Genomic DNA, 15,896 nt, shown 5'->3' with positions numbered 1-15,896 from the left:
GTGACGGACGTGGACCGGCTGGTGGAGGAGGCCTTCGCCTCGGCGTTCGCCGCGACCCGCCAGCAATTCGAGCACGTGTTCGGTGTGCTGTTCCCGGGCGGGGCGGGCGACCTGGTGCTCACAGACCCGGAGGACATGCTTGCCACCGGCATCGAGATCGAGGCGCGGCCGGCGGGCAAGAAGGTCAAGCGCCTCTCGCTCCTGTCCGGCGGCGAACGTTCCCTGGCCGCGATCGCCTTCCTGGTCGCGATCTTCAAGGCGCGGCCCTCCCCGTTCTACGTCATGGACGAGGTCGAGGCCGCCCTGGACGACGTGAACCTGACACGCCTGCTCGCGATCTTCAAGGAACTGCAGGAGACCTCACAGCTCATCGTGATCACGCACCAGAAGCGCACGATGGAGATCGCGGACGCCCTCTACGGCGTCACGATGCGCGACGGCGTCACGACGGTGGTCTCCCAGCGCTTCGCGGACTAGCTCAACTTTCCCATGGGTTCTACCTTGGGGTAGACGACGGCTGCATTGGTGCGTATTCTAGCGATATGGCAACACTCAACATCAAGGATGAACGCGTGCATGCGCTGGCGACAGAGCTGGCACGCCTACGTGGGACGACCGCGACAGGTGCTGTTCTCGACGCGCTGACCGTTGAGATGGAAAAGGAACGAGCCAATCACGCTATCGACTGGCAGGCCTTTGCTGATGTGCAGAGAAGGTGTCAAGGTGTTGATGACCCCTGGCTGACAGACGACGATATCTATGACAGTGCGGGGCAACCTCGATGATTGTCGACACTTCGGCATTGGTTGCGCTGATCAGGTCGGAGTCGAGAGCTGCCGACGTTATGAAGGCTTTGGATGAACATCCCCAGAGACTTATCGCTGCGCCCACAGTACTTGAGCTGTCTATTGTGATGGGGCAGGCACGAGCCTCAGAGATTGATTCGATCCTCGGCATCTTGGGGCTAACTATTGTCGAATGTGGTGTCGACGAACTGAGATGCGCCCGTGAGGGGCTGCGCAGATATGGCAGAGGAAGCGGCTCGCCCGCAAAACTGAATTTTGGTGACTGCTTAGTATACGGAGCTGCGAAAGCTGCTGGCCTTCCTTTGTTGTTCATCGGCGACGATTTTACTCATACAGATCTTCAGAGTGTTCTTGTGGACCCGTCTCCCCGTTTGTGACACGTGGGCGGAGACCGTGCGTTCTTCGCCCACGCCTTGTCAGGATCTGCTATAGGCCTGGATGCATATGTGTCGTGATTGGCCAGTGGCGACACGAATTATCGCTGTCATCTTGGATGTGCGCCCCATGCAAGACAGCGTCGATCCCTCCTGGCTCCTGAACATGGTTCTGGGGGCTCTTCGCATTTGAGGGTTGGGCTTAGGCTGAGGTAGCGTCGGCCTTCGGCCCATTCGTCGTTTCATATCTGACGGCCTGTTGGCGCTGAAGGCGCAAAGCAGTGCGGATCTCCTCAAAGCAGTGCCCAGGAGACCCGCACCGTCGCCGCCGCTTCTACGCGCATGGCGTAAGCCCCACACTCGGGCCAGTGACAGCGAGCTTGCACCCAACTAGACTCGGTCGGTATCCCGCCCACGGCCTCGCTGGAACTTGTCGAAACTGTGCGCGTTGAGCGCGGACGCTGCGGCCTGATCGTCCGCGCTGGAATCACTCGCTAACGAGGAGAGGGCCTGTTCCGTCTCCTGGCAGTACAGGCGCGAGTCCTGAAGGCGCTGGCGCGCAGCCTCACGAAACTCACCCAGCGCGGAGAAAATAGCCGGGGAAGAAAAAACCGCGTCGGCGGGAGGGGAGGGGACGGGATGAGCCTCGAGCGACGTGCGGATGTCGGCGATTCTCCCTTGCAGCGTCTTGATGCGCTCGGGGTCAACTCGATATGAACTCATGATTGCTCCGTGTCAAAAGGGGTGGGGGTCGGTCTGATCGATAGACACTCGGGGTCGGTGACCCAGCTGTAGCCGCACACCGGGTCGTGCCGGGGGTCCGAGGTGGGGTAACGGAGCGGTGCCAGTTCGAAGGTGGGATCGGGTTCGAAGCAGAACTGTGCCCATGATTCGCGCGGCCCCGTGACGTACCCGGACGGGTGGGCGGCCAGGAACGTGAAGGTCCCGACCCCAGGTTCGACCTGTGTGTCGCCGACGTGCAGGAGAGGCGGCAGAGGTTTGCCGGGGGCACCCCTGACACTGGCTGAGATCAGCGCGTGTTGGCGCCCGGCGGTGATCCCAATCTGGCGGGTGTCTGAGTAGACGAAGTCGTGGTCTGCGTTGGTGCCGAGCTCGATCCGGTCATGGCCGCCTCCCGTCGCGACGACGATGCCGCCTGGGCACGCCGCGTCGAGGTCCTCGATGCGGTCGCTCGCGTAGGTGATGCTCGCGTAGTCCAGTCCGACAAGGGCGCAGGCTGAGGCGAGAAGAGCGGCGACGACGTATCCGGCACGCACTTTCATGAGGACGATCCGATCGTGTAGGAGAGGAAGTGCTTCTTGAATTGCTCATAGGTCATGTAGAATTGCCCGCTCGTGTTGCCGGTGGAGTCCGCGCGCTTATTCAAACCCCACGGATTCGTGATGTAGACGCCGTTCTCGTCGGCTCCCGTGACCGCGTAGGCGTGGAAGCCGGAGATCCTGATTGTTTGTTCTTTTCCGTCGACCAAGACCGTCGCCTCGGATTCGAGAAACGTTTCGGCGGTGATGGGACGCTCGGCCGCGTAAGCCTGTTGAATGTTTGCGGGGGAGGTCATCACTGTGGGGGTTGGGACGTGGGCGTGCCCCGTTAGTGCATAGAGTGCCTGCGCGCTGAGCCCGGCCTGCGCCCCTCCCTTGTACCACTGGTTGATGCCGCCGGGGTAGCCCTGCGCGAAGGCGGATTCCAGGATCGAATCGATGCCCGGGGAGCCCTTGGATGTTCCCAGCGAATACACGTCGCTCACGAAGACGGTGTCGGTGCCGAAGGGATTGGGATCGCCCGGAGCAGCGGGGAGAGTCACGTAGAAGCCATCGACGCGTCCCGCGGAGTTGCGGTGTACCTTGATGAGGGACCGCAGGTGATCCCTGCCCGACTTGCTCTGGGCCAGGGCGAGGACGGAGGAGAGGAAATAGCAGTCCCCGATCTCCCCCTGCGTGAGCGAGAAATCGTAGTCGTCGCCGCTCTCGATGATGGCGGCGAGCGCGTCAAATTGGTCCTGCGTGAGAGCTTTCTTGTCAGAGAGTGGGACATCGCCGCCGGGCACGAAGGGCTCGATGCGCAGAGCCTCTCGCAGGACCGCCGCGCACTTGGCTCGGTCCTCCTCGAGTGTGCTGAGCTGTTTCGCGTAGTAGTCCTTGAGGCTTTTGAATTGAGCCTCGAGGTGGGCGTCCCCGCCGTTGAACACCTGTCCCCAGGTGAGCGAATCGTAGATTCTGTCGAGGTTTTCCGCGTCGGAACGGATCGAGCGGATGACCCTCAGGCGAGCACCCAGCGCGTCGTGGTAGTCGCGCACGGCGCCGACGGCCTTGGCGGAGCCCTCCTCGAGGACATCGAGAAGTCTATATTCTTTCAGGCTCTGGGCAACAAAGGCGTTTTTCGAGAGGCCCTCCCACTCCGGGTAGGAGTGACGCGCAGCCCAGAAGTCGTCGCGCGCCTCAAGAAGAGCGTCATGCCACTCCTCCAGGGTGCAGGAGTACTCCCATATCGCTGCGGGATCTCCGTCGCAGTCGGGGAAGTAGGATGCGTATCTCCAGAATCTCACGTGGTGGTCCCATCGTCGCCGCTGACTGTGTGGTCAACCGTAGCAGAGACGCACGGCTCATCGGCGCGTGCGAGGTCGGAGCACCCACGACGGGGCAACGATGCCACTGCGGTCGCCACGCGCGTTGCCCAGCGCTTCGGTGGGGCACATCGCCCATCGGATGCGAACCCCACCAGGCGGCCTGGGAAACGGTTGCATCAAGAAGCCCTCAACAACGTGCACACGGGCCTGGTGTGATCGGCGGCATGAGTAGGCGGAGGCCGACGACAGGTGTGTCCGTATGCTCGTGTGGGAAGAGTATTAAGCGCGCGCGAGTTGAGAAATCCTGGACCGGGAAACGCCCATGATCCAGGCAGTATCGTCAATGGACAGGCCTGAAGCACGCAGTGAACGAGCGACCTCACGGGATTGAGCAGCAGCGGCTGCCTGGGCATTAATTGCATCTTGAGTCGCGGCCTTTGCTTGTTTGACGGACTGTGCCTGTGGGATAGCTGGGATGATGGTGATATCCCAGTCCTCGTGGGAGACATCTGGGTCAATCGTGTCCAGATAGTCGATCACTTGCTGTCGGGCGTCGGAAAGGCGTCGGATCTGCGTCATGGCATGGTCGCCGTTTAGGAGCTCCCAGCCGCCACCGAGCTTGCTTTCCCACCGCTGGGCGGTGACGATGATGCTCGTCATTTCTGTATACTCCTTTCAATAGCCTCAAGGGCTTGTCGTGTTAATGCGGGCGACACTTCGCGGGTCTGTGTAATAACAACTGTGATACCGTCCTTCGACCAGACCTCGTGATCCCCTTTTCCTTGGCGGGCGACGAAGCCAGCCTTGAGGAGCTCTCGCTTCAGCTTGCGGTACGGCATTGGTCGCGTCATGACACAAGTTTAGTCCCCCTTAACTCGTTGGGCAATGCGATTGCGGTGATTGCTCGGTAGGTAGGGGTGGGCTGTCCTGCGAAACGCGGGCGGGGACCCGTTGGTCCCCGCCCGCGCCTGCACGCCGTTCGTCCCGCCGAGGCGGGGCGATGCAATCAGTCGTTCATGAAATGACGCTCGTCCAGGATCTGCGCGCCGGCGCCCACCAGGGAGGGCAGGTGCTCGTTCGCATGGTGGCCGCAAAAATACAGCTGGCCGCCCGACGGCATGGTCGCACGAACCCAGGCGCGAGCGCCGCAGGCGTCGCAACGATTCGCCGCGCTCAGCTGCGGCTCGTCCAGTACGGGGCGTTCAAGAGTCTGTGCGTTCATGCGTCCATCACACACCATCGCACCGCCCCCGCGCACCCCTGTTCACCCGGGGCGCAATCAACGCCCCTCCGCCACAAGTGTGAGCCGACGCCGACATAGCCGCGCGATGGCGGCGTGGGCACCCCTGCCAGCAGGCCCCCGACGACCCCAGAAACCGTACTCACCAGCGCGATCCAGCCCAGGCCTCGTCAATCGTGGAAAGCGTCCCAGAACCCGCGCCACGCGCACCGGTGGCCGCAAACGAGCATGGGGGCACATATGATGCACAACGTGACTCCTACCGACGCATCCGACTACAACGCGCGACACCTCTCCGTCCTCGAGGGGCTCGAGGCTGTGCGCAAGCGCCCCGGCATGTACATCGGCTCCACCGACCACCGCGGCCTCATGCACTGCCTCTGGGAGATCATCGACAACGCCGTCGACGAGGCCCTGGAAGGCCACTGCGACACCATCGACGTGCGCCTGCACCCCGACCACTCTGCATCCGTCGCCGATAACGGCCGAGGCATCCCCGTCGACATCGTCCCCGGCCAGGGGCTGACCGGCGTCGAGGTCGTCTACACCAAGCTCCACGCCGGCGGCAAGTTCGGCGGCGGCTCCTATGCGGCCTCCGGCGGCCTGCACGGCGTCGGCGCCTCCGTCGTCAACGCCCTCTCCGCCCGCCTCGACGTGCAGGTCGACCGCGGCGGCAAGACCCACGAAATGTGCTTCCGCAGGGGCGAACCCGGGCAGTTCGACGACTCGAAACAGCGCACCCCCAACTCGCCCTTTACGCCCTTCACGGACGGCTCCACCCTCAAGACCGTCGGCAAGGTTAAGAAAGCACAGACTGGCACGCGCGTGCGATTCTGGGCGGACTTCCAGATTTTCCCGTCCACCGCGGGTTTCTCGTGGGACGACCTGCTGGCGCGTGCCCGCCAGACCGCGTTCCTCGTCCCCGGCCTGACCATCAACTGCTACGACGAGCGCGGCGAAGAGGAACTCCACGAGAGCTTCCGCTTCGACGGCGGCGTCGTCGACTTCGCGAACTGGCTGGCCTCCGACGGCCCCGTGACCGACACGTGGCACATTACGGGTGAGGGCACCTATAACGAGACCGTGCAGGCCCTGGACTCCGAGACCGGGCACCTGCGCGCCACCGAGGTCGAGCGCACCTGCGAGGTCGACATCGCTCTGCGCTGGGGCATCGGCTATGACACGACCGTCCAGTCCTTCGTCAATATCATCGCCACCCCCAAGGGCGGCACCCACGTGACCGGCTTCGAGCAGGCCGTTCTCAAGACCCTGCGCGCGGCGATCGACAAGAACGCGCGAAAACTCAAGGTCGTCGCCAAGGACGGGCGCCCCGAAAAAGACGACGTGCAGGCCGGCATGACCGCCGTCATCACCGTGCGCTTCCCCGAGCCGCAGTTCGAAGGACAGACCAAGGAAACCCTGGGAACCCCCCAGATCCGCACCGTCGTCAACCGCGTCGTCACCGACTGGCTCAAGGCGAAGTTTGCCTCCTCCAAGCGCGACGACAAGCAGCAGACCTCCCTGCTCATGGAGAAGGTCGTCGGCGAGATGAAGGCCCGCGTCTCCGCGCGCATCCACAAGGAGATCTCACGCAAGAAGAACGCGCTGGAAACCTCCTCGCTGCCCGCCAAGCTCGCGGACTGCCGCCTCGAGGACGTCGAGGAGACCGAGCTGTTCATCGTCGAGGGCGACTCCGCCCTGGGCACGGCCAAGGCCGCCCGCAACTCCCACTACCAGGCGCTGTTCCCGATCCGAGGCAAGATCCTCAACGTGCAGAAGGCCTCGACCGCGGACATGCTCGCCAACGCCGAATGCGCGAACATCATCCAGGTGATCGGCGCGGGCTCGGGACGCACCTTCGACCTGTCCCAGGCTCGCTACGGCAAGGTCATCCTCATGACCGACGCCGACGTCGACGGCGCGCACATCCGCACCCTGCTGCTCACCCTGTTCTTCCGCTACATGCGCCCCATGGTCGAAGCCGGCCGCATCTACGCGGCCGTGCCGCCCCTGCACCGCATCGAGGTCGCCGGCAAGGGGCGCAAGAAACGCGAATACATCTACACCTACTCCGAGGACGAGCTGCACCGTAAGCTCGCCGCACTGCGCCGCTCGGGCCGCACCTGGAAGGAACCCATCCAACGCTACAAGGGCCTGGGCGAAATGGACGCCGACCAGCTCGCGGAGACCACGATGGACCGGGCGCACCGCTCCCTGCGTCGCATCACGCTGGCCGACGAGGAAGCCCTGCGTCAGGCCGAAGACGTGTTCGAGTTGCTCATGGGTTCGACCGTCGGCCCCCGTAAGGAATTCATTGTCAAGGAATCCGCCGGCCTGGATCGCATGCGAATCGACGCGTAATATCGCGCGAAAAGCGCCCGCTGGCTGCACAAGTGTTCAGAATGCAAGGACAAATGTCCATCGTCAGTGTGACTAAAGGCCCTATCAGCCGCTAGGATATGACGCATGACAGGACTTGCGCAGCGACTCACGCCGCCCGGGTCCGTCCCGTACCCGGGCAACCATCTCGGGTTGCGCTGGCGGCCCATGATCGGCCGCGACGCGCCCGCGGTGTACGCGCTCATCTGCCACATCGAAGACGATGACCAGGCGATTCGCCGTACCTCCGTGGACGATATTGCGGACATGATGGAAGGCGAGAACGGCCGCGACTGGGTGGACACGATCGTCGGCCTGGACGCCAAGGCCAACATCTGCGCCGTCGCCTCGGTGCGCGTCCTGCGCGGCATCCACGAGGCCGCGACAGCAATCGTCAGCGCCTACATTCACCCCCACTGGCGCGGCCGAGGCGTGGGCCGGGCCCTCCTGTACTGGCAGGACAGCCGCGCGCGCCAGATGCTGGTCGACACCTTCGGTGCCGAATCCGACGTGCCCGTGTCGATCTCGAACCTGGTGGACGCGCACATGACGGATCGGCGCCGCCTCTACATCGCTGCGGGATTCTTCGCCAAGCGCATCTACCGCGTCATGTACCGCGACCTGGCGGGAGGCGAGGTCGCCCCGCAGGCTCGCCACGGCTACCGCATCCTGCCGTGGAACCAGGTCGCGCAGGACCAGATCCGCGCGATCCACATGGAGGCCTTCCAGCAGGCCTTCCGCTCTCCGCTGCGCGCCCTGTGGTGGGACGACGCGATGAATCACTTTGACCCGCGCTGGTCCTTCGTTGCCGTGGACGCCGAGGGCGAGGTGGTCGGCTACGCGATGACGGGCCGTCCCGCCGCGCGCTGGGTCGCGACGGGCCGACCGGAGGCCTACATCTACCTCCTCGGCGTCGCCGAGGCCCACCGCGGTCGTTCCGTGGCGACGGCCCTCGTGGGGCACGCGGTCGCAGCTGCGTCGGCCTCGGGAGTGAGTCGTATCGGTCTTGATGTTGACATGTCGAGTCCCGACGGCGCGCATAATATCTACGAGCACCTTGGCTTCGTCGACGAAGCCGCCGAGGTTTATTACACGATCGACCAGTAGTCCGCTAGGAGACGAGCATGAGCATTCCTCTCGCGCAGAGAGCCGGTGCCCCCGAGTTCGTTCCCTTCCCGGGCGAGCATCACGGCATCGAGTGGGAGCCTTTGCGCGCCGACCATCACGTCGGCCTCGCGGCCCTCTTCGCGCGCATGGAGGCGCGCGATAATCCGCCGTACCGCACCAGCGCGGACGAGGTAGAGGAGATGCTCTCGGGTGCCTCCCAGTGGCGTGGCCTGGTCGGGGTCGCGCGTCGGGGCATCGCCGCCGGTCGCCTGGTGGCCTTCGCGCAGGTGGTGCTGCGATTCCCGGGACGGGTTGAGTGCGTGTGCATCGGGGGAGTGGATCCCGACTTCCGGCGCATCGGCCTGGGTAGCGCGATCGTCGACTGGCAGGAGGGGACGGCCCGTCAGATGCTGGCGAGCGTGGAGGGGGAGGGCCCCGCGCAGATTACCTGCCACGTCGAGGCCGGCCAGGATGACCTCGAGGCCCAGCTGAAGGTGCACGGCTTCCGGTGGACGCGCACCTACTATGAGCTGCGCGCCTCGCTCGATGGCCTGGCCCCGGTGCCGGACCTGGGCTCGTACATGAGCGTCGAGGCCTGGGGGCCTCAGTGGGAAGAGCCTGCCCTGCGCGCCGCGAACCGCCTCAACGAGTCGGAATGGGGGCGCCCGCCGCTCACCCAGGAGCAGTGGATGCAGGGGCGCACGGCCTTCGCTCCCGAGTGGTCGTTCCTGGCCGTGGATCGCACCGGCGATCGCCCGCGCGTTGCCGGCTTCCTCCTGGCCTCGCGTTACGAGCAGGACTGGGCGGCGCTGGGGTGGCGCGAAGGCTACATCGATCAGCTGGGCGTGCTGTCGGCGTGGCGTGAGACCCGTGTGGCCGACGCGTTGATTTTGGCCTCGATGTGGGCGCAGAGGCGCGACGGGATGGATCGGGCTGGCACCGGCGTTGGTTCGGCCAACCATACGGGCGCGTTGGCTGTCTACGACTCCCTGGGATTCCGTACGGTCGGGCAGACGCGCCTCTACGCCATCGACGTGTGACAATGCGTTTCGCATAGTGGAATGACGCGTGATCAGCGTAGCTTTGTGATTCGTTCCACTTTCTATGCTCTTGTGTGTGTTCTTCCCATTCTTTCAATACTTTTTTGGGAATCGTTCCCTAAGTCCTAATTGTCTGACCAATTAATTTCTTAGGCTCCCTGCAGAGGCCACGAGCGGCCTCGGCGCCACGCGCGTCCCATCTCCACAGTGCGGAGCCAGCATGACTACGAAGTCGTCAGCACCAACCAAGTCCATTCCGCCTCTGGTCATTCGAAGCGCCATCGTTGCCTCCCTCGGCGGCCTGCTCTTCGGTTTTGACACAGCGGTCATTTCCGGCGCGGAAGAAAAGCTCACCAAGCTCTACGCGCTCTCCTCCATGGGGGAGGGCATGATCGTTGCCATCGCAACCATTGGCACGATCTGCGGTGCCATCGTCGCCGGTAAACTCGCCGACCGCTTTGGCCGTAAACCCATCCTCTTCTGGATCGGCATTCTCTTCGGCGTGGGTGCGCTGGCCACTGCCCTGGCGCCTGTGCCCGCCCTGGTGACAGCTGCTGACGGCACGGTCTCGGCCTCGTCCTCCTTCCCGATCACCTTCTTCATGGTGTTCCGCTTCCTGGGCGGCGTCGGCGTCGGCCTGTCCTCCGTGGTCGCTCCCATTTACACCGCCGAAATCGCCCCTGCCCGCGTGCGCGGACGCCTGGTCGGCCTGGTCCAGTTCAACATCGTCTTCGGTATCCTCCTGGCCTACGCCTCCAACGCGGTCATCCGCGAAATCGCGCACGAAGACACCGCGTGGCGCTGGATGCTCGGCGTTATGGCCGTGCCCGCCGTCTTCTTCCTGATCTTCCTGGCCACGGTCCCCGAGACGCCGCGTTGGCTGCTCGCCCACGGGCACGAGGAACGCGCCGTGAAGATTTCCGAGCGCCTCACCTCCACGCAGGAAGAAAGCAACGAGCAGATCGCCGAGATGAAGGCGCAGATCGCCGAGGACGCCGCAGGCGGCAAGGTCGCCTTCTTCACGCGCCGCTACCGCAAGGTCATCCTCATGGCCTTCTGCATCGCGATGTTCAACCAGCTCTCCGGCATCAACGCGATCCTCTACTACGCGCCCAAGGTCATGAAGCTCGCCGGTGGCGCCGAAGTGCTCGGTGATGCCTTCCCCTACATCGGCTCCGTCATCGTCGGCCTCATGAACCTGATCGCCACCATGGCCGCCCTGACCGTCATCGACAAGCTCGGCCGCCGCCAGCTCATGATCGTCGGATCGATCGGCTACCTGATCTCCCTCGGCTTCCTCGCCGGCATGATGTTCGCCTACGAGGGCGGCGTCTTCCAGGAAGGCAGCGCTGCCCCCGTGTGGCTCATCCTCCTCGGCCTGCTCGGCTTCATCGCCTCCCACGCCTTCGGTCAGGGATCGGTCATCTGGGTCTTCATCTCCGAGATCTTCCCGAACCGCGTGCGCGCGCGTGGCCAGTCGCTGGGCTCGCTCACGCACTGGGTGTTCGCCTTCATCACCACGTATGCCTTCCCGGTCCTCACAGATAAGCTCGGCGGCGGCTTCGCGTTCGGTATCTTCTTCCTCGCGATGGTCGGTCAGCTATTCTGGGTCCTGAAGGTGATGCCCGAAACCAAGGGCATTCCGCTCGAAGAAATGGAAGAGAAACTGGGGTTGACGAATGACTAGAATCGTGAACATCGGGGAAGCTCTCATCGATGAGATCACCCGCCCAAACAGTGAACCCGTCGAAGTTGTCGGGGGATCGATGCTCAACGTCGCAGCCGGCCTCACCCGGCTGGGTCACGAGTCCGAGCTGGCGACCTGGTTCGCCCGCGACGCTCGCGGCGACAAGGTGCGCGCCCATGCCGAGGCCGCCGGTGTCACCCTGACGCCCGGCAGCGACGGCGCCGAATTCACGACGGTCGCCCACGCGGCCGTCGACGAGAAGGGGCACGCCACCTACGAGTTCGACCTGACGTGGGACGTTCCTGCCGTCGAGGACCCGGACAGTGTCGGGCACGTGCACACCGGATCCTACGTGGTCGTCGTCGAGCCCGGCGCCGACAAGGTCCTGGCCGCCGTCAAGCGCCAGGCCATCCGCGGCACCGTGTCCTACGACCCGAACATCCGTCCCGCCCTGCTGGGAACCCCCGACGAGGCCCGCCCGCACGTCGAGGCGATCGTGGCCCTCGCGGACGTGGTCAAGGCGTCGGACGAGGACCTGAAGTGGCTGTACCCGGATCGTCCCGTCGAGGACGTCCTGCGCGAGTGGTCCCAGTCCGGTCCCTCCCTGATCCTGTGCACACGCGGCCCCTGGGGCGTCTACATCAAGACCGCCGCCGAGCGTGACATGCTCGTCGTCGATCCCCTCGACGTCGAGCTGGTGGACACCGTGGGGGCTGGCGACTCGCTCATGGCCGGCCTGATCTCCGGCCTGGTGGATGCGGGTCTGCTGGGCTCGGCCGAGGCGAAGCAGCGCCTGCGCGAGGCCTCGTGGGATCAGATCCTGCCCGCCATCCACCGCGGCATCATCACCTCGGGCATCACGATCCTCTACCAGGGCGCCTACTCGCCCACGCGCGAGGAAGTCAACGGGATCCTGGCAGCAGACAAGACGCTGCGAGGCTGACGAGGAGCATCCTTCAACTAACGGGTGTGGGCCCGGCCGGTCGGCCGGGCCCACACCCATAACAGCATGATGCCCACACGACGCTCAACAAAGTGGTGGGGTGGCCGGGAACAATCCGGCCACCCCACCGTCACGTCACGAGAACAGGGGAGCCTCAGCCAATCGACGTGATCGCGAAGGTGATCGGCACGCCCGAGCCGTCGCGGCGCTCGTCCTCTTGGGGCAGCTCCACGGGGGAACCATCGGCCGACGCGGCCCGCCCCGGCCTCGTTCCCACCCACGCGATGTCCAGGCGATCCTCGCCGCGCAGGAAGCGCTGACAGCGCACACCCTGGCCGCCGCGGCCCTTCGCCGGATAGCACTCGAAAGGCGTGACCTTCACGGTCGTCTGGCCCGTGCCCGGCAGTGCGCCCAGCGCCGCCGCCACCGTCACAACGATGGCGTCGATGGGGGCCTCGACCACCCAGAAGCCCAGGGCCTCGGCGCCGGAGTTCAGTTTCATGCCCGCCATGCCGCCCGCCGTGCGCCCCTGCGGGCGAACCTTCGCAGCGGGGGTGCGCAGCAGCTGCGCGTCCGAGGACACGAACACCAGGTCCGCCCCATCCGAGCACTGATCGAAGCCCACGAGACGGTCCCCGTCCTCCAGGGCGATGACCTCCCACTCGTCGCGCTGAAGCACATCCGGGCGCAGGCGCTTGACCGTTCCTCGTGCCGTGCCCATCGCGACCACGGCCTCGCCCTCGGGATCCAGCAAGCCCACGGCGGGAACGTCCGTGTGCAGCAGCAGCGACGAGGGCATTGCCCCGGCCAGCGACAGGCCCGTCTCGAAGCGGGGGAGAGCCGGCAGATCCACGACGTCGATGCGGTGCGCGATGCCGTCCTCCGTCACCACGGCCACCTGCGAGCGGGCCGTCGACGACAGCTGCGCGCGCCAGCCATCCGAGGCAGCACGCGGACCGGGCTCCAGCGGATCCCCGCCCTCGACGCGAGCCAGAGCGCCCGACGCCGATAGGACGACGACGCACGGGTCGTCAGGGATCTGCAGGTCCAAACCCTTGCCCGAACGCGACACCGACGGCAGCGCCGCCAGTGCAGCGTCGTCCGAGGCCGCGGCGCCCACGGGCGTGCCCGTCGAGGCCAGGAGCAGCGTGCGACGCGGCGTGCCCAGGCGATCCGAGACCTCGCGCAGCTCCTTCTTCACGAGCGCGCGCAGCAACTCCGGGTCCTCCAGGATCTCGCGCAGCGACGCAATCTTGGCCATCAGCTCGTCGCGCTCGGTTTCCAGCTCGATACGAGAGAACTTCGTGAGGCGGCGCAGACGCAGCTCGAGGATGTAATTCGCCTGGGCCTCGGACAGATCGAAGGCCGTCATCAGGCGCTCGCGCGCGATCTCCGCGTCATCGGAGGACCGAATGATCGCGATGACGTCGTCGATGTCCAGGATCGCGATGAGGAGGCCCTCGACCAGGTGCAGGCGATCCTCGTACTTTGTCAGGCGGAAGCGGCTGCGGCGCGTCGTCACATCCAGGCGATGATCCAGGAACACCTGGAGCATCTCCTTCAGGCCCAGCGTGCGCGGCTGGCCGCCCACGAGAGCCACAGCGTTGATCGAGAAGGAATCCTCCAGCGGCGTGCGCTGGTAGAGCTGCTGGAGCACGGCCTCCGGGTTGAATCCGTTCTTCACCTCGATGACCAGGCGCAGGCCGTGGATGCGGTCGGTGAGGTTCTGAACCGACGAAATGCCCTTCAGGCGTCCCGCGTTCGCGTTCTCCTTGATCTTCTCGATGACCTTCTCAGGGCCCACCATGTAGGGCAGCTGCGTCACGATAATGCCCATCTTGCGGGCCGTCACGCGCTCGATCTGGACCTTCGCGCGCGTCTTGAACGCGCCCCGGCCGCTCTCGTAGGCCTCCTTGATGCCCTCGAGCCCGACGATGACGCCGCCCTCGGGCAGGTCGGGGCCCGGGATGTAACGCATCAGGTCGGTGACGGTGGCCGACGGGTGATCCAACAGGTGAATGGCACCCGCGATCGTCTCCGAGAGATTATGCGGGGCGATGTTCGTCGCCATGCCCACCGCGATGCCGGAGGCCCCGTTGACGAGCAGTTGCGGAAACGCGGCCGGAAGGACGTCCGGCTGCATGAACTGATTGTCGTAGTTGGGGACGAAGTCCACCGTGTCCTCGTCCAAACCCGTCACTAGGTCCAGCGCGGCGGGCGCCATGCGCGCCTCCGTGTAACGAGCGGCAGCCGGGCCATCATCCAGAGAACCGAAGTTACCGTGACCATCGACTAGGGGGACCCGCAGATTAAAGGGCTGAGCGAGGCGTACCAAGGCCTCGTAAATAGCGGAATCGCCGTGCGGGTGAAGCTTACCCATCACCTCGCCGACCACGCGCTGGGACTTCACGTGCCCCTTGTCGGGGCGCAGGCCCATCTGATCCATCTGGAACAGGATGCGGCGCTGGACGGGCTTGAGGCCGTCGCGTGCGTCGGGCAGTGCGCGAGCGTAGATGACGGAGACGGCGTACTCCAGGAAGGAGCCACGCATCTCTGCCGATACGTCGATCTCGGAGATGTTTTCATCCTTCTCGGGAATATCGACGACCTGGTCCTTCTTAGCCATACGGGCAATTATGGCGCGCCTTAGCGCTCATTTCGACTGGCGCGCCGCTTCGGGGCACAATTGGGGGATGGACACATGGACCCGTATTGAACGAAGCGGCTTTTACCCGAGGGCCGTCGAGCGCGCGCTGCGCCGCGCCCTGGGGCAAGTCGAACCGCTGGCGACGCTGTGCCAGGTCGATACTGGCTTCGATCGAGGATCCGTCTTCCGTCACCTCACCGTCGTCTCCCTGACGCGCCGAGCCATCGTCCAGCTGCACGTCGACGAACTGGACGGCGGCTCCGCCAACATCGCGACCGCCGTGCACCGCGTGGCCGACATCGCAGGCTACTCCACGATGGAAGTCTTCTCCGATCCCGAACACGCCGACGGCCTCTCCGAATTGACGATCGCGCTGGATCTGAAGGGCGCGCGCCGCCTCGATATGGAACCCGCCCGCTGCGACGACCCCAATTGCATGGCCGACCACGGCTACACGGGCACCTCGTACCCAGACGACCTGACTTTCCGCATTTCGGCGGCCGCCGACGGGCGGGACGCGCTGGACGAGGCCCTCGAATTCGTCGATCACCTGGCCTGCCTGATGGGAACCCACGGTGAGTGAGCGCGCGATGACACTGGACATGCCGGGCGCCGACCTGCCGGGCGCGGCCGACCCCACGATCACGGACATCATCCCCGCCGCGCTGGCCGCCATCGATCCCACCCTGCCCGGGGCATCGGCGAAGGCCGCCCGCGCGCTGGGTATCGAGGCCGGGGCTGGGCAGATACTGCTCATCCTCGTTGATGGCTTCGGCTACGAGCTCATGATGGATCACCTGGGCCACACGCCGACGCTGCGCTCCGTTCGCACAGACATCCGATCGATCCACACGATCGTCCCCTCCACGACCTCGGCGGCGATCACCGCCTTCGGGACGGGCGCGCGCCCCGGCGCGACCAACATGGTGGGTTTCTCGGTGGTGTACGGGGACGGCCTCATGAACCTGCTCGCCATGGAGGGCGGCCCGGCTCCCGCCCAGTGGCAGCCGGTGCCCACGTACTTCGAACGCCTCGGGGCCCAGGGCGTGGACTGCGCGGTCGTCTCCCCGGCGCGCTTCGCCGGCTCCG

The 15,896-nt window shown here is 65.2% G+C and carries 17 protein-coding genes; 10 read left to right on the top strand and 7 right to left on the bottom strand.

The features are described from left to right. The 3 genes from HMPREF1138_RS08325 to HMPREF1138_RS11625 form a co-directional block, all read left to right on the top strand. Nucleotides 1–477: AAA family ATPase (locus HMPREF1138_RS08325; RefSeq protein ID WP_155887158.1), on the top strand; the 477-nt coding region annotated here is incomplete at its 5' end. A gap of 65 nt (nt 478–542) precedes the next feature. Continuing rightward, nucleotides 543–785: a type II toxin-antitoxin system VapB family antitoxin gene (locus HMPREF1138_RS10890; RefSeq protein WP_009058637.1), complete on the top strand. Its 243-nt coding sequence runs from the start codon at nt 543–545 to the stop codon at nt 783–785. Continuing rightward, nucleotides 782–1,183, top strand: coding sequence for a type II toxin-antitoxin system VapC family toxin (locus HMPREF1138_RS11625; protein ID WP_081496008.1), 402 nt, complete (start codon nt 782–784; stop codon nt 1,181–1,183). Before HMPREF1138_RS10890 ends, HMPREF1138_RS11625 begins: the two co-directional genes overlap by 4 nt. Nucleotides 1,184–1,570: 387 nt before the next feature. Here HMPREF1138_RS11625 and HMPREF1138_RS08320 read toward each other — a convergent pair whose 3' ends face one another. The 6 genes from HMPREF1138_RS08320 to HMPREF1138_RS08300 all read right to left on the bottom strand — a co-directional run bounded on the left by HMPREF1138_RS08320 (nt 1,571) and on the right by HMPREF1138_RS08300 (nt 4,986). Then, complete coding sequence (locus tag HMPREF1138_RS08320) at nt 1,571–1,903, bottom strand: hypothetical protein (protein WP_009058642.1); 333 nt, start codon at nt 1,901–1,903, stop codon at nt 1,571–1,573. Continuing rightward, a complete protein-coding gene (locus tag HMPREF1138_RS08315) occupies nt 1,900–2,463 on the bottom strand; it encodes a hypothetical protein (RefSeq protein ID WP_009058631.1) in 564 nt (187 codons plus the stop codon). The genes HMPREF1138_RS08320 and HMPREF1138_RS08315 overlap by 4 nt, the downstream gene beginning before the upstream one ends. Continuing rightward, nucleotides 2,460–3,743 (bottom strand): C2 family cysteine protease, encoded by a 1,284-nt coding sequence (locus HMPREF1138_RS08310; protein WP_009058648.1) that lies wholly within the window; start codon nt 3,741–3,743, stop codon nt 2,460–2,462. Before HMPREF1138_RS08310 ends, HMPREF1138_RS08315 begins: the two co-directional genes overlap by 4 nt. 300 nt (nt 3,744–4,043) lie before the next feature. Beyond that, complete coding sequence (locus tag HMPREF1138_RS08305; RefSeq protein ID WP_039937616.1) at nt 4,044–4,424, bottom strand: hypothetical protein; 381 nt, start codon at nt 4,422–4,424, stop codon at nt 4,044–4,046. Continuing rightward, nucleotides 4,421–4,615 carry a type II toxin-antitoxin system HicA family toxin gene (locus HMPREF1138_RS10880; protein ID WP_202898348.1) on the bottom strand — a complete coding sequence of 65 codons (195 nt, stop codon included), beginning with the start codon at nt 4,613–4,615 and terminating at the stop codon, nt 4,421–4,423. The genes HMPREF1138_RS08305 and HMPREF1138_RS10880 overlap by 4 nt, the downstream gene beginning before the upstream one ends. Before the next feature lie 155 nt (nt 4,616–4,770). Continuing rightward, nucleotides 4,771–4,986 carry a DUF7455 domain-containing protein gene (locus tag HMPREF1138_RS08300; protein WP_021612257.1) on the bottom strand — a complete coding sequence of 72 codons (216 nt, stop codon included), beginning with the start codon at nt 4,984–4,986 and terminating at the stop codon, nt 4,771–4,773. 258 nt (nt 4,987–5,244) lie between these two features. Between HMPREF1138_RS08300 and HMPREF1138_RS08295 the strand changes: the two genes are divergently transcribed. From HMPREF1138_RS08295 to HMPREF1138_RS08275, 5 genes are all read left to right on the top strand, one after another. After that, a complete protein-coding gene (locus tag HMPREF1138_RS08295) occupies nt 5,245–7,365 on the top strand; it encodes a DNA gyrase/topoisomerase IV subunit B (RefSeq protein WP_039937614.1) in 2,121 nt (706 codons plus the stop codon). 186 nt (nt 7,366–7,551) lie between these two features. Further along, on the top strand, nt 7,552–8,490 hold the full coding sequence (locus HMPREF1138_RS08290; protein ID WP_009058645.1) for a GNAT family N-acetyltransferase: 939 nt from the start codon (nt 7,552–7,554) through the stop codon (nt 8,488–8,490). 17 nt (nt 8,491–8,507) lie between these two features. Continuing rightward, nucleotides 8,508–9,530, top strand: a complete 1,023-nt coding sequence (locus tag HMPREF1138_RS08285) for a GNAT family N-acetyltransferase (protein ID WP_009058635.1) — start codon at nt 8,508–8,510, stop codon at nt 9,528–9,530. A 220-nt stretch (nt 9,531–9,750) separates the two neighbouring features. After that, the gene (locus HMPREF1138_RS08280) at nt 9,751–11,217 is read left to right on the top strand and encodes a sugar porter family MFS transporter (protein ID WP_009058649.1); all 1,467 of its coding nucleotides are present in this window, start codon (nt 9,751–9,753) and stop codon (nt 11,215–11,217) included. Then, entirely contained in the window at nt 11,210–12,160 is a 951-nt protein-coding gene (locus HMPREF1138_RS08275; RefSeq protein ID WP_039937610.1) for a PfkB family carbohydrate kinase, read from the top strand. Before HMPREF1138_RS08280 ends, HMPREF1138_RS08275 begins: the two co-directional genes overlap by 8 nt. 154 nt (nt 12,161–12,314) lie before the next feature. Here HMPREF1138_RS08275 and HMPREF1138_RS08270 read toward each other — a convergent pair whose 3' ends face one another. Next, entirely contained in the window at nt 12,315–14,786 is a 2,472-nt protein-coding gene (locus tag HMPREF1138_RS08270) for a DNA gyrase/topoisomerase IV subunit A (RefSeq protein WP_009058652.1), read from the bottom strand. A 67-nt stretch (nt 14,787–14,853) separates the two neighbouring features. Between HMPREF1138_RS08270 and HMPREF1138_RS08265 the strand changes: the two genes are divergently transcribed. Continuing rightward, on the top strand, nt 14,854–15,390 hold the full coding sequence (locus HMPREF1138_RS08265) for a DUF5998 family protein (protein ID WP_009058650.1): 537 nt from the start codon (nt 14,854–14,856) through the stop codon (nt 15,388–15,390). Continuing rightward, the coding region (locus HMPREF1138_RS08260; RefSeq protein ID WP_039937617.1) for an alkaline phosphatase family protein at nt 15,383–15,896 on the top strand (514 nt) is incomplete at its 3' end. The genes HMPREF1138_RS08265 and HMPREF1138_RS08260, both read left to right, overlap by 8 nt.

It is taken from the genome of Actinomyces sp. ICM58, from assembly GCF_000283035.1.
GTDB lineage: Bacteria > Actinomycetota > Actinomycetes > Actinomycetales > Actinomycetaceae > Pauljensenia.
Note: the sequence above shows the minus strand (reverse complement) of the source record. Positions and strands in the feature narration are given on the sequence as shown.